At 59.8% G+C, this 20,035-nt stretch carries 21 protein-coding genes and 1 pseudogene; 10 read left to right on the top strand and 12 right to left on the bottom strand.

Going from position 1 to position 20,035, the window contains the following annotated elements; all coding sequences use genetic code 11:
• Positions 1–7: 7 nt before the first annotated feature.
• The 7 genes from pip to ACA061_RS01765 all read left to right on the top strand — a co-directional run bounded on the left by pip (position 8) and on the right by ACA061_RS01765 (position 8,873).
• Positions 8–979, top strand: coding sequence for a prolyl aminopeptidase (gene pip / locus ACA061_RS01735; RefSeq protein ID WP_150603995.1), 972 nt, complete (start codon positions 8–10; stop codon positions 977–979).
• A complete protein-coding gene (dtd, locus tag ACA061_RS01740; protein ID WP_150617476.1) occupies positions 976–1,413 on the top strand; it encodes a D-aminoacyl-tRNA deacylase in 438 nt (145 codons plus the stop codon). The genes pip and dtd overlap by 4 nt, the downstream gene beginning before the upstream one ends.
• 304 nt (positions 1,414–1,717) lie before the next feature.
• Positions 1,718–3,502: a glucan biosynthesis protein G gene (locus tag ACA061_RS01745; RefSeq protein WP_191624040.1), complete on the top strand. Its 1,785-nt coding sequence runs from the start codon at positions 1,718–1,720 to the stop codon at positions 3,500–3,502.
• Entirely contained in the window at positions 3,495–6,065 is a 2,571-nt protein-coding gene (mdoH, locus tag ACA061_RS01750) for a glucans biosynthesis glucosyltransferase MdoH (RefSeq protein ID WP_497300453.1), read from the top strand. The genes ACA061_RS01745 and mdoH overlap by 8 nt, the downstream gene beginning before the upstream one ends.
• Positions 6,066–6,253: 188 nt before the next feature.
• Positions 6,254–7,051 carry a transporter substrate-binding domain-containing protein gene (locus tag ACA061_RS01755; RefSeq protein WP_150603992.1) on the top strand — a complete coding sequence of 266 codons (798 nt, stop codon included), beginning with the start codon at positions 6,254–6,256 and terminating at the stop codon, positions 7,049–7,051.
• Positions 7,052–7,186: 135 nt separating this feature from the next.
• Positions 7,187–8,146 carry an amino acid ABC transporter permease gene (locus ACA061_RS01760; RefSeq protein ID WP_210554331.1) on the top strand — a complete coding sequence of 320 codons (960 nt, stop codon included), beginning with the start codon at positions 7,187–7,189 and terminating at the stop codon, positions 8,144–8,146.
• Positions 8,139–8,873, top strand: a complete 735-nt coding sequence (locus tag ACA061_RS01765; RefSeq protein WP_034148587.1) for an amino acid ABC transporter ATP-binding protein — start codon at positions 8,139–8,141, stop codon at positions 8,871–8,873. The genes ACA061_RS01760 and ACA061_RS01765 overlap by 8 nt, the downstream gene beginning before the upstream one ends.
• Before the next feature lie 159 nt (positions 8,874–9,032).
• Here ACA061_RS01765 and ACA061_RS01770 read toward each other — a convergent pair whose 3' ends face one another.
• The 11 genes and pseudogenes from ACA061_RS01770 to ubiE all read right to left on the bottom strand — a co-directional run bounded on the left by ACA061_RS01770 (position 9,033) and on the right by ubiE (position 17,255).
• On the bottom strand, positions 9,033–9,905 hold the full coding sequence (locus ACA061_RS01770) for a methyl-accepting chemotaxis protein (RefSeq protein ID WP_412071155.1): 873 nt from the start codon (positions 9,903–9,905) through the stop codon (positions 9,033–9,035).
• Positions 9,888–10,949 (bottom strand): annotated as a pseudogene (locus tag ACA061_RS01775) (methyl-accepting chemotaxis protein); the annotation flags it as partial. The pseudogene ACA061_RS01775 and the gene ACA061_RS01770, both read right to left, overlap by 18 nt.
• A gap of 202 nt (positions 10,950–11,151) precedes the next feature.
• On the bottom strand, positions 11,152–11,859 hold the full coding sequence (locus ACA061_RS01780) for a 16S rRNA (uracil(1498)-N(3))-methyltransferase (protein ID WP_210554330.1): 708 nt from the start codon (positions 11,857–11,859) through the stop codon (positions 11,152–11,154).
• Positions 11,856–12,647, bottom strand: coding sequence for a twin-arginine translocase subunit TatC (gene tatC, locus ACA061_RS01785; protein ID WP_150604819.1), 792 nt, complete (start codon positions 12,645–12,647; stop codon positions 11,856–11,858). The genes ACA061_RS01780 and tatC overlap by 4 nt, the downstream gene beginning before the upstream one ends.
• Positions 12,644–13,096 carry a Sec-independent protein translocase protein TatB gene (gene tatB, locus ACA061_RS01790; RefSeq protein ID WP_150617480.1) on the bottom strand — a complete coding sequence of 151 codons (453 nt, stop codon included), beginning with the start codon at positions 13,094–13,096 and terminating at the stop codon, positions 12,644–12,646. The genes tatC and tatB overlap by 4 nt, the downstream gene beginning before the upstream one ends.
• Before the next feature lie 10 nt (positions 13,097–13,106).
• Positions 13,107–13,388, bottom strand: a complete 282-nt coding sequence (locus tag ACA061_RS01795; protein ID WP_042557245.1) for a twin-arginine translocase TatA/TatE family subunit — start codon at positions 13,386–13,388, stop codon at positions 13,107–13,109.
• 25 nt (positions 13,389–13,413) lie between these two features.
• Positions 13,414–13,746: a phosphoribosyl-ATP diphosphatase gene (locus tag ACA061_RS01800; RefSeq protein WP_003220849.1), complete on the bottom strand. Its 333-nt coding sequence runs from the start codon at positions 13,744–13,746 to the stop codon at positions 13,414–13,416.
• Positions 13,739–14,140, bottom strand: a complete 402-nt coding sequence (gene hisI / locus ACA061_RS01805) for a phosphoribosyl-AMP cyclohydrolase (protein ID WP_007909357.1) — start codon at positions 14,138–14,140, stop codon at positions 13,739–13,741. Before hisI ends, ACA061_RS01800 begins: the two co-directional genes overlap by 8 nt.
• A gap of 120 nt (positions 14,141–14,260) precedes the next feature.
• Positions 14,261–15,865, bottom strand: a complete 1,605-nt coding sequence (gene ubiB, locus ACA061_RS01810) for a ubiquinone biosynthesis regulatory protein kinase UbiB (protein ID WP_497300454.1) — start codon at positions 15,863–15,865, stop codon at positions 14,261–14,263.
• Positions 15,862–16,485 (bottom strand): ubiquinone biosynthesis accessory factor UbiJ, encoded by a 624-nt coding sequence (locus ACA061_RS01815; RefSeq protein ID WP_150604822.1) that lies wholly within the window; start codon positions 16,483–16,485, stop codon positions 15,862–15,864. Before ACA061_RS01815 ends, ubiB begins: the two co-directional genes overlap by 4 nt.
• Positions 16,485–17,255, bottom strand: a complete 771-nt coding sequence (ubiE, locus tag ACA061_RS01820) for a bifunctional demethylmenaquinone methyltransferase/2-methoxy-6-polyprenyl-1,4-benzoquinol methylase UbiE (protein WP_008080626.1) — start codon at positions 17,253–17,255, stop codon at positions 16,485–16,487. Before ubiE ends, ACA061_RS01815 begins: the two co-directional genes overlap by 1 nt.
• 166 nt (positions 17,256–17,421) lie before the next feature.
• Between ubiE and ACA061_RS01825 the strand changes: the two genes are divergently transcribed.
• From ACA061_RS01825 to ACA061_RS01835, 3 genes are all read left to right on the top strand, one after another.
• Entirely contained in the window at positions 17,422–17,697 is a 276-nt protein-coding gene (locus ACA061_RS01825) for a polyhydroxyalkanoic acid system family protein (RefSeq protein ID WP_042557248.1), read from the top strand.
• A gap of 204 nt (positions 17,698–17,901) precedes the next feature.
• Positions 17,902–18,324: a phasin family protein gene (locus tag ACA061_RS01830; protein ID WP_047299389.1), complete on the top strand. Its 423-nt coding sequence runs from the start codon at positions 17,902–17,904 to the stop codon at positions 18,322–18,324.
• Between the two features lie 10 nt (positions 18,325–18,334).
• Positions 18,335–19,252: a phasin family protein gene (locus tag ACA061_RS01835; protein WP_497300455.1), complete on the top strand. Its 918-nt coding sequence runs from the start codon at positions 18,335–18,337 to the stop codon at positions 19,250–19,252.
• A gap of 145 nt (positions 19,253–19,397) precedes the next feature.
• Here the strand turns inward: ACA061_RS01835 and ACA061_RS01840 are convergent, their stop codons facing one another.
• Positions 19,398–20,018 (bottom strand): TetR/AcrR family transcriptional regulator, encoded by a 621-nt coding sequence (locus ACA061_RS01840; RefSeq protein ID WP_497300456.1) that lies wholly within the window; start codon positions 20,016–20,018, stop codon positions 19,398–19,400.
• Positions 20,019–20,035: the final 17 nt, after the last annotated feature.

Genomic DNA, 20,035 nt, shown 5'->3' on the forward strand with positions numbered 1-20,035 from the left:
GCGCGCAATGCAGACTTTGTTTCCGCAGATCAAACCTCACGCCCGGCACGATCTGGCTGTCGATGACACCCATACGCTGTACGTCGACGAAAGCGGCTCACCGGAAGGCTTGCCGGTCGTGTTCATCCATGGTGGCCCGGGCGCCGGTTGCGACGCGCAGAGCCGTCGCTATTTCGATCCGAACCTTTACCGCATTGTCACCTTCGACCAGCGTGGTTGCGGACGCTCCACGCCGCACGCCAGCCTCGAAAACAACACCACTTGGGATCTGGTCGCCGACCTTGAGCGCATCCGCAAGCACTTGGGCATCGACAAATGGGTGCTGTTCGGCGGTTCGTGGGGTTCGACCCTGGCGCTGGCCTACGCGCAAACCCATCCGGAGCGTGTACACGGTCTGATCCTGCGTGGGATCTTTCTTTGCCGTCCGCAGGAAATCGAGTGGTTCTATCAGGCCGGCGCCAGCCGCCTGTTCCCCGATTACTGGCAGGACTACATCGCGCCGATCCCGCTGGACGAGCGCGATGACCTGCTCGGCGCTTTCCACAAACGCCTGACCGGTAACGACCAGATCGCCCAGATGCATGCAGCCAAGGCCTGGTCGACCTGGGAAGGGCGCACCGCGACGCTGCGGCCGAACCCGCTGGTGGTCGATCGCTTTTCCGAGCCGCAGCGTGCGCTGTCGATTGCGCGGATCGAATGCCACTATTTCACCAACAATGCCTTCCTTGAACCGAACCAGTTGATTCGTGACATGGGCAAGATCGCTCATCTGCCGGGCGTGATCATCCACGGTCGCTACGACGTGATCTGCCCGCTCGACAACGCCTGGGAATTGCACCAGGCCTGGCCGAACAGCGAATTGCAGGTGATCCGCGACGCCGGCCACGCCGCATCCGAACCGGGCATTACTGATGCACTGGTGCGCGCGGCGGGCAACATGGCGCGTCGTCTGCTCGATCTGCCGCCCGAAGAAGCATGAAGGGGCTTTTACAGCGGGTACGCGGTGCGCGAGTGGAAGTGGCGGGCGAGGTGGTTGGCGCGGTCGATCAAGGTTTGCTGGTGCTGGTAGCGGTAGAACCCGACGACACGCGCGCCAGCGCCGACAAACTTCTGCATAAGCTGCTTAACTATCGGGTATTCAGCGACGACGAGGGCAAGATGAATTTGTCTCTCGCCGATGTTGGCGGTGGGTTGCTGCTGGTCTCTCAGTTCACCCTGGCTGCCGACACCAAAAGCGGGTTGCGCCCGAGCTTCTCGACCGCGGCCCCTCCGGCGTTGGGCGAGGAATTATTCGACTATCTATTAGGCAAAGCGAAAGAGATGCATGGCACTGTGGCATCAGGTAGATTCGGCGCGGATATGCAGGTGCATTTGGTCAACGACGGCCCTGTTACCTTTTTGTTACAAACCTGACAACACTTGAAACGCCTTTTTAGGAGATTTCGACGTTTTTAGGGCGTTTTCGCGATAAATACTTTGTTACCCCTGATGCGTTGTCATGCGGGCTACTAGATAATCGCGCGCTACGGTGATCAGCGTTCGTTGGTCCATTTTCACTTAGGTAGAGACTTGTCTGGATCCGATTGGGGAATCATTTTGCCCCAGCGGAGTCGGAACAATGCTCGCCAACCTGGCATATAGATAGCTGGCCGTTGGTTTATTGATCTGTTTTCGGCGAGGGTTGCTCGTGATTGTTAGTCCCTGTAATGCAGCAAAAATGTCTGCCAAACGCATGCGAAGTGCCCTGGTAGCGGGTTCGGCGCTCCTGTGCCTGCTCAGCGCCGGTCAGCTTTGGGCGTTCAATCTTGACGATGTGTCGGCCAAGGCCAAAGAGTTGGCCGGGCAGAAGTTCGAAGCCCCGCGCAGCAACCTGCCGAACGAATTCCGCGATATGAAGTTCGCGGACTATCAGAAAATCCGCTTCCTCACCGAAAAGGCTGAGTGGGCTGATAAGAAGACGCCGTTCAAGCTGTCCTTCTATCACCAGGGTATGCACTTCGATACACCGGTGAAAATCAACGAAATCACCGCGAACAGCGTCGATGAGATCAAATACGATCCGACTCGCTTCGATTTTGGCGACCTGAAGTTTGATCCCAAAGCCACCGAGCAACTGGGTTATGCCGGTTTCCGTGTGCTGTACCCGATCAACAAGGCCGACAAGCAAGACGAAATCATGACCATGCTCGGCGCGAGCTACTTCCGCGTCGTCGGCAAGGGTCATACCTACGGTCTGTCGGCCCGCGGCCTGGCAATCGATACCGCGCTGCCGTCGGGTGAAGAATTCCCGCGTTTTCGCGAGTTTTGGATTCAACAGCCGAAGCCGGGCGACAAGCATCTGGTGATCTTCGCCCTGCTTGATTCGCCGCGTGCTACTGGTGCCTACCGTCTGATCCTGCGCCCGGGCAGCGACACCGTTGTCGACGTCAAGGCGCAGATGTTCCTGCGTGACAAGGTTGGCAAACTGGGCATCGCACCGCTGACCAGCATGTTCCTGTTCGGCGCCAACCAGCCGTCGAAAGTCCTCAACTACCGTCGTGAACTGCACGACTCCAGCGGTCTGTCGATCCATGCCGGCAATGGCGAGTGGATCTGGCGTCCGCTGAACAACCCGAAACACCTCGCCGTGAGCAACTTCAGCGTCGAGAACCTGCGTGGTTTCGGTCTGCTGCAACGTGGCCGTGATTTCAGCCACTACGAAGACCTCGACGACCGCTACGACAAGCGCCCAAGCGCCTGGATCGAGCCGAAGGGCGACTGGGGCAAAGGCACCGTCGATCTGGTCGAGATTCCAACCGCCGACGAAACCAACGACAACATCGTTGCGTTCTGGAGCCCGGAAAAATTGCCGGAGCCAGGTCAGCCACTCGACTTCGCCTATCGCATGCACTGGACCATGGACGAAGCGGCGATTCACGCGCCGGACAGCGCCTGGGTTGCGCAGACTCTGCGCTCCACCGGTGACGTCAAGCAATCGAACCTGATCCGTCAGCCGGATGGCAGCGTTGCTTATCTGGTCGACTTCGAAGGTCCATCGCTGGCGGCTCTGGCCCCGGATGCAGACGTTCGCAGCCAGGTCAGCGTTGGCGACAATGCCGAGCTGGTCGAGAACAGCGTGCGTTACAACCCTGAAACCAAGGGCTGGCGTTTGACCCTGCGCATGAAGATCAAGGACGCGAGCAAAGCGACCGAGATGCGTGCCGCTCTGGTGCAGCCAATCGTTACGGCGGATCTGGCCAAGTCTTCGGTGCCGGCGTCCAACTCGTCCGTTGCCAAGGCCGACAAGGTTGCCGCCAAGCAACAAGAGAAACTCGACAAGGAAGCCAAGGCAGCCGAGGCCAAACAGGCTGAAGCCAAGCCAGCCGCAGATGCCAAGGACAAGGCCAACAAAGACGCCAAGCAGCCAGTCGCTGCGGACGCGGCCACAGCCACACCGGAATCGGCACCGACTGAAGAAGTCCTGACCGAGACCTGGAGCTATCAGTTGCCTGCCGATGAGTAACTCTCAAGTACAGCCAGAGACTCTGTCCGAGTATCTGGCGCATCTGCCGATGACCGACGAGCAGCGCGCGGAACTCGCGGGCTGCCAGTCGTTCAGCGAGCTGCATGAACGCCTATCGTCCTCGACTTTCGACGCCCCTGCCGAAGCCGCCCAGGCTTCGGTGGGCAAGCGCCTGACACTGAGCACCGCTGAAGAGCTTGAAGAAGCGGAAATGCTGGTGCTCGATGCCAGCGGTCGGGTCAGCCTCAAGGCAACGCCGCCGATCCGTCGGACCAAAGTCGTGCCGGAGCCGTGGCGCACCAATATTCTGGTGCGCGGCTGGCGCCGCATGACTGGCCGCACCAACCCGCCACAACCGCCCAAGGACGAGAACGTCCTGCCGGCGGCGCGCTGGCGCACGGTCGGTTCGATCCGTCGCTACATCTTGCTGGTGCTGATGCTCGGTCAGACCATCGTTGCCGGCTGGTACATGAAAGGCATCATGCCGTACCAGGGCTGGTCGTTCGTTGATCTGGACGAAGTCCTGCATCAGCCACTGCTGCAAACCGCCACGCAAGTGCTGCCGTATGCGCTGCAAACCAGCATCCTGATTCTGTTCGGGATTCTGTTCTGCTGGGTGTCGGCCGGTTTCTGGACCGCGCTGATGGGCTTCCTCGAGTTGCTCACCGGTCACGATAAATACCGCATCTCCGGTAAAAGTGCCGGCAACGAGCCGATTGCCAAAGAAGCGCGTACCGCACTGGTAATGCCGATCTGCAACGAAGACGTGCCGCGTGTATTCGCCGGTTTGCGTGCAACCTTCGAATCGGTCGCCGCTACCGGTGATCTGGATCGATTCGACTTCTTCGTGCTCAGCGACAGTAACGACTCCGACATCTGCGTGGCCGAACAACAGGCCTGGCTGGACGTCTGCCGCGAAGCCAAAGGCTTCGGCAAGATCTTCTACCGTCGCCGTCGTCGCCGTGTGAAACGCAAGAGCGGCAACCTCGACGACTTCTGCCGTCGTTGGGGCGGTGACTACAAGTACATGGTCGTCCTCGACGCTGACTCGGTCATGAGCGGCGAGTGTCTGACCAGTCTGGTGCGCTTGATGGAAGCCACGCCGGACGCCGGGATCATCCAGACCGCGCCGCGTGCGTCGGGCATGGACACTCTGTATGCGCGCATGCAGCAGTTCGCGACCCGCGTGTACGGCCCGCTGTTTACTGCCGGTCTGCACTTCTGGCAGTTGGGTGAATCCCACTACTGGGGTCACAACGCGATCATCCGCATGAAGCCGTTTATCGACCACTGCGCCTTGGCGCCGTTGCCGGGTAAAGGCGCGTTCTCTGGTGCGATCCTGTCTCACGACTTCGTTGAAGCCGCGCTGATGCGTCGTGCCGGTTGGGGGGTGTGGATTGCCTACGACTTGCCGGGCAGTTACGAAGAGTTGCCGCCCAACCTGCTCGACGAACTCAAGCGTGACCGTCGCTGGTGCCACGGCAACCTGATGAACTTCCGTCTGTTCCTGGTCAAAGGCATGCACCCGGTGCACCGCGCGGTGTTCCTCACCGGCGTGATGTCATACCTGTCGGCGCCGTTGTGGTTCTTCTTCCTGGTGTTGTCGACTGCGCTGCTGGCGGTGAACACCTTGATGGAGCCGCAGTATTTTCTTGAACCGCGTCAGCTCTATCCTCTGTGGCCACAATGGCATCCGGAGAAGGCGATCGCGCTGTTCTCGACAACCATCGTGCTGCTGTTCTTGCCGAAACTGTTGAGCATCATCCTGATCTGGGCCAAGGGCGCGAAAGAGTTCGGTGGCAAGTTCAAGGTGACCCTGTCGATGCTGCTGGAGATGTTGTTCTCCATGCTGCTGGCGCCGGTGCGGATGATTTTCCACACCCGTTTCGTTCTGGCCGCGTTCCTCGGTTGGGCCGCGACCTGGAACTCGCCGCAGCGTGACGACGACTCCACGCCATGGAGCGAGGCGGTCAAACGCCACGGCCCGCAGACCCTGTTGGGCTTCTTCTGGGCACTGCTGGTGATCTGGCTGAACCCGAGCTTCCTGTGGTGGCTGGTGCCGATCGTCGGGTCGCTGATGCTGTCGATCCCGGTGTCGGTGATTTCCAGCCGTGTCGGTCTGGGCCTCAAGTCCCGTGACGAGAGCCTGTTCCTCATCCCTGAGGAATACAATCCGCCACAGGCGTTGCTGGCCACCGATCAGTACACCCACGAAAACCGCTGGCACGCACTGAACGACGGCTTCGTCCGCGCCGTGGTCGATCCGCAGCAGAACGCCTTGGCGTGCTCGCTGGCGACCTCCCGTCACGGTCAGGCCGAGCCGATTGAGTGGCTGCGTCAGGAGCGTGTGCGTCATGCGATCAAGGTCGGTCCTGCCGGGCTGAACAACCATGATCGCCTGCAACTGCTGAGCGACCCGGTTGCTCTGGCCCGCCTGCACGAGCAGGTCTGGGCCGAAGGTCACGCCGAGTGGCTGGACGCATGGCGGGCATCGGTGAAAGCCGATCCGCATGCGCCGTTGCTGCCGCTGCGACCGCTGAGCATGCAGGCTCAACCGGCTTGATGAAAGAACCCCGCTGATTCAGCGGGGTTTTTTTATGGCTGCCCTTGATTGTCAAACAAATCACCCATAAACCCTTGTGCAAAAGAACGAGTGCGTTAGCATCCGTCCCCGAATTGGCGCGCCCGGGCTTTTTTGCCCGTCACTGTTGGTTTTCGCGCCGCAAACGCAATGGTTTTGGGGACTTGAAGATGAAGAAGTATCTGTCGATGCTGCTGGTCGGCGTCACGGCACTGGTTGCAGTCAATGCGGCACACGCGGGCGCAATCGATGACGCGGTCAAACGCGGCACCTTGAAAGTCGGCATGGATCCGACCTACATGCCGTTCGAGATGACCAACAAACGCGGTGAAATCATCGGCTTCGAAGTCGATATCCTCAAAGCCATGACCAAGGCCATGGGCGTCAAACTGGAACTGGTCTCCACCGGTTACGACGGCATCATCCCGGCGCTGATGACCGACAAGTTCGACATGATCGGCAGCGGCATGACCCTGACTCAGGAACGCAACCTGCGCCTGAACTTCAGCGACCCGTTCATCGTGGTTGGCCAGACCCTGCTGATTCGCAAGGAGCTGGAAGGCACCATCAAGTCCTATAAAGACCTGAACACCGCCGACTACCGCATCACCTCCAAGCTCGGCACCACTGGCGAAATGGTTGCCAAGAAGCTGATCTCCAAAGCCAAGTACCACGGCTACGACAACGAACAGGAAGCCGTACTCGACGTGGTCAACGGCAAGGCCGACGCCTTCATCTACGACGCGCCGTACAACGTCGTGGCAGTGACCAAAGTGGGTGCCGGCAAACTGGTGTTCCTCGACAAGCCGTTCACCTACGAGCCGTTGGCCTTCGGTCTGAAGAAGGGCGATTACGACAGCCTCAACTTCATCAACAACTTCCTGCACCAGATCCACGAAGACGGCACCTACGATCGCATCCATGACAAGTGGTTCAAGAGCACCGAGTGGCTCAAGGACATGGAATAAGCCCGGTCAGATAGACCGCGTCGCCTCGATCGCGAGCAGCCTCACTCCTACAGGGGAACGCATTCCAATGTAGGAGTGAGCCTGCTCGCGATGAGGGCCTCCAAGGCGATACAGAATCCGGAACCTGCAAATCCAATGAAACATAAAAAAGCCCAATGGCCCTGGCACGTCCTCACCGTGCTGGTGCTGATCGGTCTGGCGGGTGCGTTGTATTACGCCACGTCGCTGATGTCCTACGAATGGCGCTGGAACCGTGTGCCGCAGTACTTCGCCTATCAGGCCGAAGAAACCCAGCGCGCCGCGGACATTTCCACCGTCACTGAACTGGTGCGCAAAGGCAGCAGCGCCGACGTCACTCTGCGCAACGACGCCGGTGACGAGCAGCACCTGACTGTCGACGAGAACAGCCTGCAATTCGCTCAGGGCGACGATGTGGCTGAAGGCGACGTCGTGGGTGTTACTCGGCATTGGGCGGCAGGGCCGCTGTTATGGGGGCTGTGGACCACGCTTTGGCTGTCGGTGGTGTCCGGCATTCTGGGGTTGGTGATCGGTCTGGTCACCGGGTTGTGCCGCTTGTCGAGCAACCCGACGCTGCGCGACCTGTCGAGCATCTACGTCGAACTGGTGCGCGGTACGCCGCTGCTGGTGCAGATTTTCATTTTCTACTTCTTCATCGGCACGGTGATGAACCTGTCCCGGGAGTTCGCCGGGATCGCCGCGTTGTCGCTGTTTACCGGGGCCTACGTGGCCGAGATCATCCGTTCCGGCGTGCAGTCGATTGCCCGGGGCCAGAATGAAGCAGCGCGTTCGCTCGGTCTGAGCTCAGGTCAGTCGATGCGCCACGTCGTGTTGCCGCAAGCGTTCAAACGCGTGCTGCCGCCGCTGGCCGGGCAATTCATCAGTCTGGTCAAGGACACCTCACTGGTGTCGGTGATCGCCATCACCGAGCTGCTGAAAAGCGGTCGTGAAGTGATCACCACGTCGTTCTCGCCGTTCGAGATTCTGTTCTGTGTTGCCGGTCTGTACCTGTTGATCAACCTGCCGCTGTCGAAAATCGCCAGCCGGCTCGAGCGGAGGCTCGCGCAAAGTGATTGAAGTCCGCGATCTGGTAAAAGTCTTCGACACCCGCGGCCAAGTGGTGCGCGCGGTGGATAACGTCAGCACCAATGTTGCCAAGGGCGAAGTGCTGGTGGTGATCGGCCCGTCCGGTTCCGGCAAGTCGACCTTCCTGCGTTGTCTCAATGGCCTGGAAGAGTTCGATTCCGGCTCGGTGAGCATCGACGGTCTGCAACTGGCCGACCCGAAAACCGACGTCAACGCCTACCGCCGCGAAGTCGGCATGGTGTTCCAGCATTTCAACCTGTTCCCGCACATGACCGTGCTGGAAAACCTTTGTCTGGCGCAGAAAGTCGTGCGCAAGCGCGGCAAGAAAGAGCGCGAAGCCAAGGCTATGGCGTTGCTGGAAAAGGTCGGTATCGCGCAGAAGGCCAACGAGTTTCCGTCACGCCTGTCCGGCGGTCAGCAGCAGCGCGTGGCGATTGCCCGGGCGCTGGCGATGGAGCCGAAGGTGATGTTGTTCGATGAGCCGACATCGGCCCTCGACCCGGAAATGGTCGGCGAAGTGCTGGATGTGATGAAAAACCTGGCCGTGGAAGGCATGACCATGGTCTGCGTCACCCACGAAATGGGTTTTGCCCGGGAAGTGGCGGATCGGGTGTTGTTCTTCGATCACGGGAAATTGCTGGAGGATGCGTCACCGGCGGAGTTCTTTGATGCGCCGAAGGATCCGCGGGCTCAGGCCTTCTTGCGTCAGGTCCTCTAAAAGCGGCGGCCTTGGGGGCCGCTAATCGCGAGCAGGCTCACTCCTACAGTGGTTTTGTGTTGTTGCAAAAAAGGTGTGAACACCGCAAAACCTGTAGGAGTGAGCCTGCTCGCGATAGCATCACCTCGGTCCACAGCGAACCGAGGTGGATGAATCACCTCAAACCTTGAATCGCCCGACCAGCATCTGCAGATGCGTCCCCAACCGCGCCAGCTCAACGCTGGACGCCGCTGTCTCTTCACTTGCCGCCGATGTCTGATCCGACACATCGCGTACGTTCAGCACGCTACGGTTGATCTCTTCGGCCACCGCACTCTGCTGTTCAGCCGCCGCAGCAATCTGCTGGTTCATCGCCTGAATCGCCGACACGGTGCGCGTGATGCTTTCCAGCGAGCCGCCAGCACGACGGGTCAGCTCGACGCTGCTGTCGGTGAGGGTGCGGCTGTTGTCCATGATCGTCGCCACCTGCTGGGTGCCGTTTTGCAGGCCGACGATCAGCTCTTCGATCTCTTCGGTGGACTTCTGTGTGCGCTGCGCGAGGCTGCGCACTTCATCGGCGACCACTGCGAAACCACGTCCGGCTTCACCAGCACGCGCCGCTTCGATGGCCGCGTTGAGTGCCAGCAGGTTGGTTTGCTGAGCCACGGATTTGATCACGTCGAGCACGCTGCCGATCTTGTCGCTTTCGCGCTTGAGTTCGCCCATGGCTTCGGTCGAGTGGCCGACTTCAACGGCCAGACGCTCAATCTGCGCGATGGCTTCACCGACAACCTTGTCGCCCTCACGGGCCTGCTGGTCGGCAGCCACGGCAGCTTCGGAAGCTTCTTCAGCGTTACGCGCGACTTCCTGCACGGTGGCGGCCATTTCGTTCATGGCGGTGGCGACCTGATCGGTCTCGATCTTCTGATTGTTGACGCCGGCGCTGGTCTGCTCGGTCACCGCTGACAATTCCTCGGCGGCGCTGGCGATCTGGGTCACGCCCTCGCTGATCCCGCCGATCAGCTCACGCAGGCCTTGGGTCATGCTCTGCATCGAGCGTTGCAACTGACCAAGTTCGTCACGGCGCAGGGAGACCAGGTTGTGGGTCAGGTCGCCGGCAGCTACGCGTTCGGCGACTTTCAGGGTCTGGTTCAGGGGGATGATGATCTGTCGGGTGATCGCCCAGGCAGCGAGCAAGCCGAAGGCCAAGGCCAGCAGGGTGGCGATCAAAAGCATGTTCTTGGCGTGGGCGGCATCGGTGTCGCGCACGATAGTTTGCGAAGCCGTCAGCTTCTTGCTGAGATCGATCAGGATGTCGCCCTGAGCGGACATGCGCGCGAGCGACTTGGCATTGGTGACCTGCGAGTCGCGGAACTGCGCGACCGCCGCGCGATAGGCTTTGATCGAGTCGGTGGCCTGTTGCAGGTTGGCGATGTGTTGCTCCGGCAGTTTCGACGGCAGGCTTTCGAGGTTTTTCAGGGCGTTGTCGATGGCGGCCAGCGCTGGCTGTTCGGCTTCGGCCTTGCCGCTGTAGGTGTAGCCGCGCACTTGGTAGCGCGCCTGTTGCAGCAGTTTGCTCAGCTCGATCACGCTGTCGTATTGCGCGACGCTGTCACCTTGCAGCATGGATTTTTCGACTTCGGAGACTTTGGCTACAGCGTTGTCGGCGCTGGCGCCGAGTTTGCTGCGGGCATCTTCGCGCTGCACGGTAGCTTGAGTCATGTCGGCAAAGGCGCGTTTGTACTCGGCGACGGCGGCCAGTTGCTGATCGACCATGGCGGCGTCGGACGGCTGCTCGATCAGGCTGCGGGCGGTTTGCAGGCCGCTGTCGAGTTTATTCAGCAACTCGTTGACCGCGCCCGGGCCCTGTTCGCCACGGCGGGAGTCATATTCGAACCGCGCAATGCGCAAGTCCTTGGTCAGCTCATTGAGGCTGGAGATGAAGCCGAGCTTGTCGCCACGGCTGATGATGCCATTCATGCCGGTCCAGCCGGTGAAGGTGATCAACAACGTCAGCAACAGCACCAGGCCGAAACCGATGCCCAGTTTGCGTTTGACGCTGACGTTTCCAAGACTCTCGGCTAACCAACGGTACATGCGACGACTCCCTCGACCACTAATTGGACTTATGGGAGCTGTATCGGCTGGGTGATGGCATTCTGTAACACCATTTATCCGCCGGCCCTGCACGGGATCAATGTAGGAGCTGCCGAAGGCTGCGATCTTTTGATCTTGCTTCTAAAAACAACATCAAAAGATCGCAGCCTGCGGCAGCTCCTACAGGGGATCGGTGTTGCGCTTAGAAGAGGCGCGCGAGGAGGGCGGTCACGGCGGTTTCGACGCGCAGGATACGGTCGCCGAGTTGCACCGGTTGCAGGCCGGATTTGGCCAGCAAATCGATTTCGTAGGGAATCCAGCCACCCTCGGGGCCAATGGCCAGGGTTACCGGTTCGCTCAAGGCGCGAGGGCACGGCGGATAGTTGCCCGGATGACCAACCAGGCCGAGAGTGCCTTCGCTGATCGCCGGCAGTCGATCTTCGACAAAAGGCTTGAAGCGCTTTTCGATGACGATCTCTGGCAGCACCGTGTCGCGAGCCTGCTCGAGGCCGAGGATCAGTTGCTCACGGATCGCCTGCGGCTCAAGAAACGGCGTCTGCCAGAAGCTTTTCTCGACGCGGTAGCTATTGACCAGAATCACCTTCGACACGCCCATGGTCGCCACGGTCTGGAACACTCGTCGCAACATCTTCGGGCGCGGCAGGGCCAGCACCAATGTCAGTGGCAACTTGGCCGGTGGCGGCTGATCGAGGGTGACGCGCAGCTCCGCTTCACCCGCCTCCAGCCGCAACAGCTCAGCCGAACCCATCAGCCCATTGATCCGCCCGACGCGCAGGCTGTCACCGACTTCCGAACGATGGACTTCCTGCATATGCGTCAGGCGTCGATCGCGCAGCACCACACGGTCAGCCGCAATGAAGTCGGCCTCTTCGAGTAGCAGCAGGTTCATGCCTGGGTCGCTGGCGGCTGGTCGTTGTGATCGTCGGCCGGGGTTTCGTCCGGGCGTTCGCGTTTGCTGATCAGGCCACCGAACAGGATGCCGATCTCAAACAGCATCCACATCGGCACGGCCAGCAGGGTCTGCGAGAAGATGTCCGGCGGCGTCAGGATCATGCCGACCACGAAGCAGCCGATGATCACGTACGGGCGGATCTTCCTCAGGTAGGCGACGTCGACCACGCCGATCCACACCAGCAGCACCACGGCTACCGGGATTTCGAACGCCACGCCGAACGCAAAGAACAGCGTCATGACGAAATCGAGATAGCTGGCGATGTCGGTCATCATTTCCACGCCGGCGGGGGTGGCTGCAGCGAAGAACTTGAAGATCAGCGGGAACACGAAGTAATAGGCGAACGCCATGCCGGTGTAGAACAGCATGATGCTGGACACCAGAAGCGGCACCGCAATGCGCTTTTCATGCTTGTAGAGGCCCGGCGCAATAAAGCCCCAGATCTGATGCAGGATCACCGGGATCGCCAGGAACAGCGAGACCATCATCGTCAGCTTCAGTGGCGTCAGGAACGGCGACGACACGTCGGTGGCGATCATCGTCGCGCCGACCGGCAAGTACTGGCGCAGCGGCGTCGAGACGAAGGTGTAGATCTGCTGGGTGAACGCGAACAGCCCGGCGAAGATGATAAAGATCGCCGCCACGCAACGCAGCAGGCGGGTGCGCAACTCGGTGAGGTGCGATACCAGCGGCATGTGCTGGTCGTTTTCGGGGAGATCGCTCATGGGGCTCGCGGCGGCAAAGTAGTGTCGTGAGGGGCCGGCGCGGTTGGCGCGGCGCTTGGAGCAATGTGTTCAACCGAATGTTCTGCGGCAGAGGGTGCAGGCGTTGTCGGCGCTACAACGGGTGCAGGTGTCGCCGGAACAACTGCGGCAGGCGCATGAATCGTCTGCTGGCCCACGTGTTCAACCGGCGTCGGCTCTTGCTGAACCGGATTGAAAATCTTCCGCGCCTCCTGCTCCAGCGACAGAATATGTTCGTTGTGCAGTTGCCGACGAATCTCGTCGGCACCGATTTCACGTTCAACTTCCTGTTTGATCGCGTTGAAGCTGCGTTTCAGCCGGCCGACCCACAGGCCGGCGGTGCGCGCAGCACCCGGCAGACGCTCGGGGCCCAGCACCAGCAGGGCGACGAGGCCGACGAGCAGCAGTTCAGAGAAGCTGATACCAAACATTAGTCAGTGCTCACACGTCTTTGCGGATCGGCTCTTCGACTTTCTGCGCCTGCACGTCGATGGTGTGCGGCGGGTTGGCCTGAGCAGTGGCTTGCGGCTGTACCGGTGGTACCGGTTGCGCAGGCGTCACGGTCGGATCGACGTTTGGCTTCTCGTCGTCGTTCATGGCTTTGCGAAAGCCCTTGATCGACTCGCCGACGTCGGTGCCGAGGTTTTTCAGTTTCTTGGTGCCGAACACCAGCACCACGACAACCAGAATGACGATCCAGTGTTTCCAGTCAAAAATGCCCATGTTGCTGTTCCTCTCTAAAAATTGTTCAGGCGGACGGACGCGAGGCTTTCTCGACGTGTCCGGACAGACCGAAGCGGCGATCCAGCTCATCGAGCACGGCCTGCGGATGCTGCCCCAGTTGGGCGAGCATGACCATGCTGTGGAACCACAGGTCGGCGGTCTCGTAGATCACATCGCTGCAGTCGCCACTGATAGCGGCGTCCTTGGCGGCAATAATGGTTTCGACCGACTCTTCGCCGACTTTCTCCAGAATCTTGTTCAGGCCCTTGTGATACAGGCTGGCCACATACGAGCTGTCAGCCGCTGCGCCTTTGCGCTCTTCCAGTACCTGAGCGAGGCGCGTCAGAGTGTCACTCATGTTTGTGTCCTGCGGAATAGATTGCGTGCGGGTCTTTCAGCACCGGGTCGACCGTTTTCCAGTCGCCGTTTTCGAAGACGCGGTAAAAGCAGCTTTGACGGCCGGTATGGCAAGCGATGTCGCCGATCTGTTCGACCATCAGGATGATCACGTCGGCGTCACAGTCCAGACGCATTTCATGCAGGGTCTGTACGTGGCCGGACTCTTCGCCCTTGCGCCACAGCTTGCCACGGGAACGTGACCAGTAGATTGCACGGTTTTCCGCGGCAGTCAGCTCGAGCGCTTCGCGGTTCATCCAGGCCATCATCAGCACGCGTCCGGTCTTGTGATCCTGGGCAATCGCCGGCACCAGGCCATCAGCGTCCCATTTGATCTCGTCCAGCCAGTTTTTCATCTTCAATTCCCGAAACGCAGCTACAAGCTTTGAGCTTCAAGCTGCAAGTAAAAGCAGATTGCGGTGTTTCAGTATCGTCAGGCTTGCAGCTCGCAGCTTATAACTTGCAGCTGATTCGTGCTATCGGCGAACGACCAGATACAAACCGACGGCCACCATGATTCCCGCAGGCCAATGCCCCAGTTCGTGCAGCGGACCACCAATGGCGAGAATCACCCCGCCCGCCAGATGGGCACAACCGAGCAGGCGCAGGAACCAGTCGTCCTTGCGTTTGTGCCACGGCGGCGGCGGGTCGTAGGCATGTGGTTGGGACATGCGCTCGAGCAGATCGCGCGCCATGTTGGCCAGGTGCGGCAGTTGTTCGAACTGGCTCTGCACGTTGCCGAGCAAGGCTTTCGGGCTGACGCGCTCGCGCATCCAGCGCTCAAGGAACGGCTGCGCGGTGTTCCACAGATCCAGATCCGGGTAGAGCTGACGGCCGAGGCCTTCGATGTTCAGCAAGGTCTTTTGCAGCAAAACCAACTGCGGCTGCACTTCCATGTTGAAGCGCCGCGCCGTCTGGAACAGGCGCATCAGCACCTGGCCGAATGAAATATCTTTTAACGGTTTTTCGAAGATCGGTTCGCACACGGTACGGATCGCCGCTTCGAATTCGTTGAGCTTGGTTTCTGCCGGCACCCAGCCCGAATCAATGTGCAACTGCGACACGCGGCGGTAGTCGCGTTTGAAGAAGGCGAACAGGTTGCGTGCCAGATAATCCTGGTCTTCCGGGGTCAGGCTGCCGACGATCCCGCAGTCGATCGCGATGTATTGCGGGCTCCACGGGTTAACCGTGCTGACGAAAATGTTGCCCGGGTGCATGTCGGCGTGGAAGAAACTGTCGCGGAACACCTGGGTGAAGAAGATCTCGACGCCGCGCTCGGCGAGCATTTTCATGTCGGTACGCTGATCGGCGAGGGTTGCCAGATCCGTCACCTGAATGCCGTAGATGCGCTCCATCACCAGCACTTTCGGCCGGCACCAGTCCCAATAGACTTGCGGCACGTAGAGCAGCGGCGAACCTTCGAAGTTGCGCTTCAACTGGCTGGCGTTGGCGGCCTCGCGCAGCAGGTCGAGTTCGTCGTAGATGGTTTTTTCGTAGTCCTGCACCACGTCCACCGGGTGCAACAGACGCGCGTCGGCCGAGAGTTTTTCAGCCGCGCGAGCGAGGATGAACAGCCACGCCAGATCCTGCGCGATGATTGGCTTCAAGCCCGGGCGGATCACCTTGACCACCACTTCTTCGCCGGTTTTCAGCTGCGCGGCATGTACCTGCGCCACCGAGGCCGAGGCCAGCGGCTCGACGTCGAAACGGCTGAACACTTCGCTGATCTTCTTGCCAAGCTGTTCTTCGATCAGCTTGATCGACAGCTGCGAGTCGAACGGCGGCACGCGATCCTGCAGCAGCATCAGCTCATCGGCGATGTCTTCGGGCAACAGGTCGCGACGGGTCGAGAGGATCTGCCCGAACTTGATGAAAATCGGCCCCAGATCCTGCAACGCCAGACGCAATCGCGCGCCTCGGCTCAGCTCCAGCGTCTTGCGCGGGAACCAGCGCCACGGCAGCACATAACGCAGCGCCAGGAGAAACCAGGGCAGCGGCAGATCGAACAGCAGGTCATCGAGGCGGTAGCGGATCACGACGGACTGGATGCGCAGCAGACGGCGGACGGCGAGCAGCTTCATGCGTTATCGCTTGGGTCGAGGGATCGGGAAAGGCGCTCGAAGCGCGCCTCGAGACGTTCCAGATCAAGTTTGATCCGGTCCAGTTCGCTGAACCGCGCTTCGGCTTCGCGCTGCCCGACGAGGGTGCGCGATTCTTCGGCGAGGTACTCGGCGAGGTTCTGGTTGAGGCTGGCAAATCCTTGTTGGTACCAGCGCGCGCGGCTGCGCAGATGACCGCCAACCAGTTGCGTGGCGACCGGGCCGAGCCAGCGCGAGAGTTCGTACTCCCAGTCCAGCTCAAGGTCCTGCAACACGCCGGCCAGCTCCAGCAGCACGCCGCTGTCGCCATCAAGCTCGACTTCCGGGGCGTGCAGCACCGCGGTCTTGTCTTTGCTCAGGGCCAGTTTCAGCAGGCTGGACGCCGGGGCGCGCAGGGTGCAATCGACGCCGGTTTCCCAGTGCGAGGCCAGCATCAGGCCTTCGTCGCTGGGCAAAATGAACAACTGCAATGCCGGGTTGCGGCAATCGACGGCAATCACCTTGCCGGTCAAATGCGCCAGCCGCGGCAGCGCCGTGCTGTCGAGACGCAGCACCCGGTTCAGGCCGAGTTCAACGCTGGCGAGCAGCCCGGTAAGCAGCATCAGGGCTTGATGCCGCGGTGCAGGGCGACGATGCCGGCGGTCATGTTGTGATAGGTCACGCGGTCGAAACCGGCGTCGACCATCATCGACTTCAGGGTTTCCTGATTCGGGTGCATGCGGATCGATTCGGCCAGGTAACGATAGCTTTCCGAGTCGTTGGTGATCAGCTTGCCCATCAGCGGCATGAAGGCGAACGAGTAAGCGTCGTAGGCTTTGGACATCAGCGCGTTGGTCGGCTTGGAAAACTCCAGCACCAGCAGACGACCGCCGGGCTTGAGCACACGCAGCATCGAGCGCAGGGCGTCTTCTTTGTGCGTGACGTTGCGCAGACCGAAGGCGATGGTCACGCAGTCGAAATGATTGTCCGGAAACGGCAGTTTTTCTGCGTCGGCCTGGACGAACTCGACGTTGCCCGCCACACCCAGATCCAGCAGGCGGTCACGGCCGACCTTGAGCATGGATTCGTTGATGTCGGCCAATACCACTTGGCCGGTCGGGCCAACGAGGTGCGAAAACTTTTTGGTCAGGTCACCGGTGCCGCCGGCGATGTCGAGCACGCGGTTGCCGCTGCGCACGCCCGAGAGTTCGATCGCGAAACGCTTCCACAAACGGTGCATGCCGCCCGACAGAAGGTCGTTCATCAGGTCGTACTTGGCGGCTACGGAGTGGAACACCTCAGCGACTTTTTCCGCTTTCTGGCTTTCCGGAACGTTTTTGAAGCCGAAGTGAGTGGTGGGTTCGGCATCGCTGCCTTTGCGCTGATCAGTCATATCGCTGTCACCAAAAGAGAATGCGCGACATTCTAATCCCCAAGCCATGCTTTGTCTTGGAATGGCTAAAGGTAAGATGGGCAACCTTCGGGACGATTTGCCGCAGACGCGGTCAAGATTTACCGACGAGCATTCATAGCTGTATTCAAAAAGAAGGAGTCACCCAATGGCCAAAATCAGTGTTGAGCGTGCCCACAGCCTGGGCAAGGAAGCCGCCCGCGAGAAGGCCGACAAGCTGGCCAAAAAGCTAAATGAACAATACGGCCTGGAGCCGCAATGGTCGGGCGACGTATTGAATCTCAAGCGTTCGGGTGTGAAAGGCGCGGTGCATGTTGGCGATGACTCGATCCGCGTCGACGTGGAACTGGGCCTGATGATGTCGGCCATGAGCGGAATGATCAAAGCCGAGATCGAGAAAGCCCTCGATAAAGCGCTGGTCTGAAAGTCAAAAGATCGCAGCCTTCGGCAGCTCCTACATTGAATTGTGACCCCCGTAGGAGCTGCCGAAGGCTGCGATCTTTTCATTCGGGCACCACCGATTCATGTCAGTTGTTAGGGTGCCGTTTCTAATTTTTCTACTTACTTTGTGCCTGAGCCCGACACTTTCGCGGGCAGTTCCTCAAACCTTCTGCGCGTGAGGTGCACCATGGCCAAAGTAATTTTGAAGAAAAAAATCGACGCTTCGACTTCTGCTCTGAGCGACGTCAAATCCTATGCCCGCAAGATCTGGCTGGCAGGCCTGGGTGCCTACGCCAAGGTTGGCCAAGAGGGCGGCGAGTACTTTCAAGAGTTGATCAAGGCTGGTCAAACTGTTGAAAAGAAAGGCAAAAAGGTAGTCACCGAAAAACTCGAAGCGGCCAATGCCGAAATCGACGAAGCCCGCGATGAAGTCAGTTCTTTCAAAGGTCGCGTCGAAGTTCAGCTCGACAAGGTCGAGAAGGCATTCGACACCCGCGTGGCAAGCGCCTTGAATCGTATCGGCATTCCGTCTAAACATGACGTTGAGACACTCTCTGCTAAGCTCGATGAGCTGACGGCATTGCTCGAACGCGTCGCGCGTAAATCTTAAGGAGAACGGGATGGCTGGTAAAAAGAACACCGATAAAGAAGGCAGCTCGTGGATTGGGAAGGTCGAAGACTACTCCCGCAAAATCTGGCTGGCTGGTTTAGGCGTGTACTCGAAGATCGACACTGACGGCAGCAAGCTCTTCGATACATTGGTCAAAGACGGCGAGAAAGCCGAGAAGCTCACCAAGTCTGCAGTCGGCAAAAAAGTCGATGCCGCCAAGGATTCTGCTTCTTCTGCCAAGTCGCGCATCAGCGGCGTGAAAGATCGCGCACTGGGCAAGTGGGATGAGCTGGAAGGGGCTTTCGACAAGCGCCTGAACAGCGCGATTTCGCGCCTGGGCGTACCGAGCCGCAATGAGGTCAAGGCCCTGCACAGCAAGGTTGAAACCTTGACTAAGCAGATCGAGAAACTCACCGGCGAGAAGGCGCGTCCTGTAGCGGCGAAAACCGCTGCGGCAAAACCGGCAGCTAAAACTGCAGCGGCCAAGCCAGCAGCCAAAACCGCGGCCAAGCCATTGGTCAAAGCGGCTGCCAAACCTGCGGCGAAAGCCAAGGCTGCGGTTAAATCCGTAGCGAAAACGGCTGCTGCCAAACCTGCTGCAAAAGCAGCCACCAAACCGGTTGCTGCCGCCAAGACCGCTGCCAAAGCCGTTGCCAAACCTGCAGCAAAAGCAGCAGCCAAGCCAGCCGCGAAAACCGCTGCCGCCAAACCTGCTACCAAGCCAGCGGCCAAACCGGCTGCAGCGAAGAAGCCGGCAGTGAAAAAATCGGCCGCGCCGAAAGCCGCTGCGCCAAAACCGGCCGCTCCAGCAGCCAAGCCTGCGACCCCGGCAACCCCGGCCAGCGCGTCGAACTCCGCCGCTGCACCGACCCCGGTTGCAACCCCGACTGCTGCATCGACCCCGTCGACGCCAACCAGTCAGTCCTGATTTTTCAGGGCAAAACAAAACGCCCGGCCTGTGAAGGTCGGGCGTTTTTGTTTGAAGATCAAAAGATCGCAGCCTTCGGCAGCTCCTACAGAGGTACACATTCCCCGGTAGGAGCTGCCGAAGGCTGCGATCTTTTGATTCCGGGCTACTCGTGGTCTTCAAGGTATCGCAAAGCCATCCGCTCCGTGGCGACCTTCACCGGCGGCAACAAGTGCGGCGCCACCAGCATCATGATCTGATAAACCACCAACCTGACCTCACCCTCTCGATCCAGAATCCGCTGATAGTCCAGCGAAAACAGCAGCGTCATGGTGATCTGCTCCACCAGTTGCCCCAACGCCTGGGTATCACTGACCAACTGCCCCGAAGCCTTCAATCGCGCCAATAACGACGCCAGCGTGCGCTTCAACGCATTGAGCAAATGACGAATGCCCTTCGCGAGTTTCGGCAATCGCCCCGCCAGGTTCGACAGGTCCTGAAACAGGAACCGGTATTGCGCCAGCCGCTCGACGATCAAATGCAAAAACAGCCAGTAATCCTCCGGCGCCAACTCTACGTCCGGCGGTGGATCCAGCAGCGGTGCCAGTTCATTCTGGAAGCGATCGAACAGCCCGAGTATCAGCGGTTCCTTGCCGTGAAAGTGGTAGTAGAGGTTGCCGGGGCTGATCCCCATTTCGTTGGCAACTTCCATGGTGGAAACGTTCGGCTCGCCCTTTTCGTTGAACAATTGCAGAGCACATTCGAGAATCCGGTCGCGGGTTTTCATCCAGTCTTCTTAGAAAA

This window comes from Pseudomonas sp. LBUM1668 (assembly GCF_059695715.1).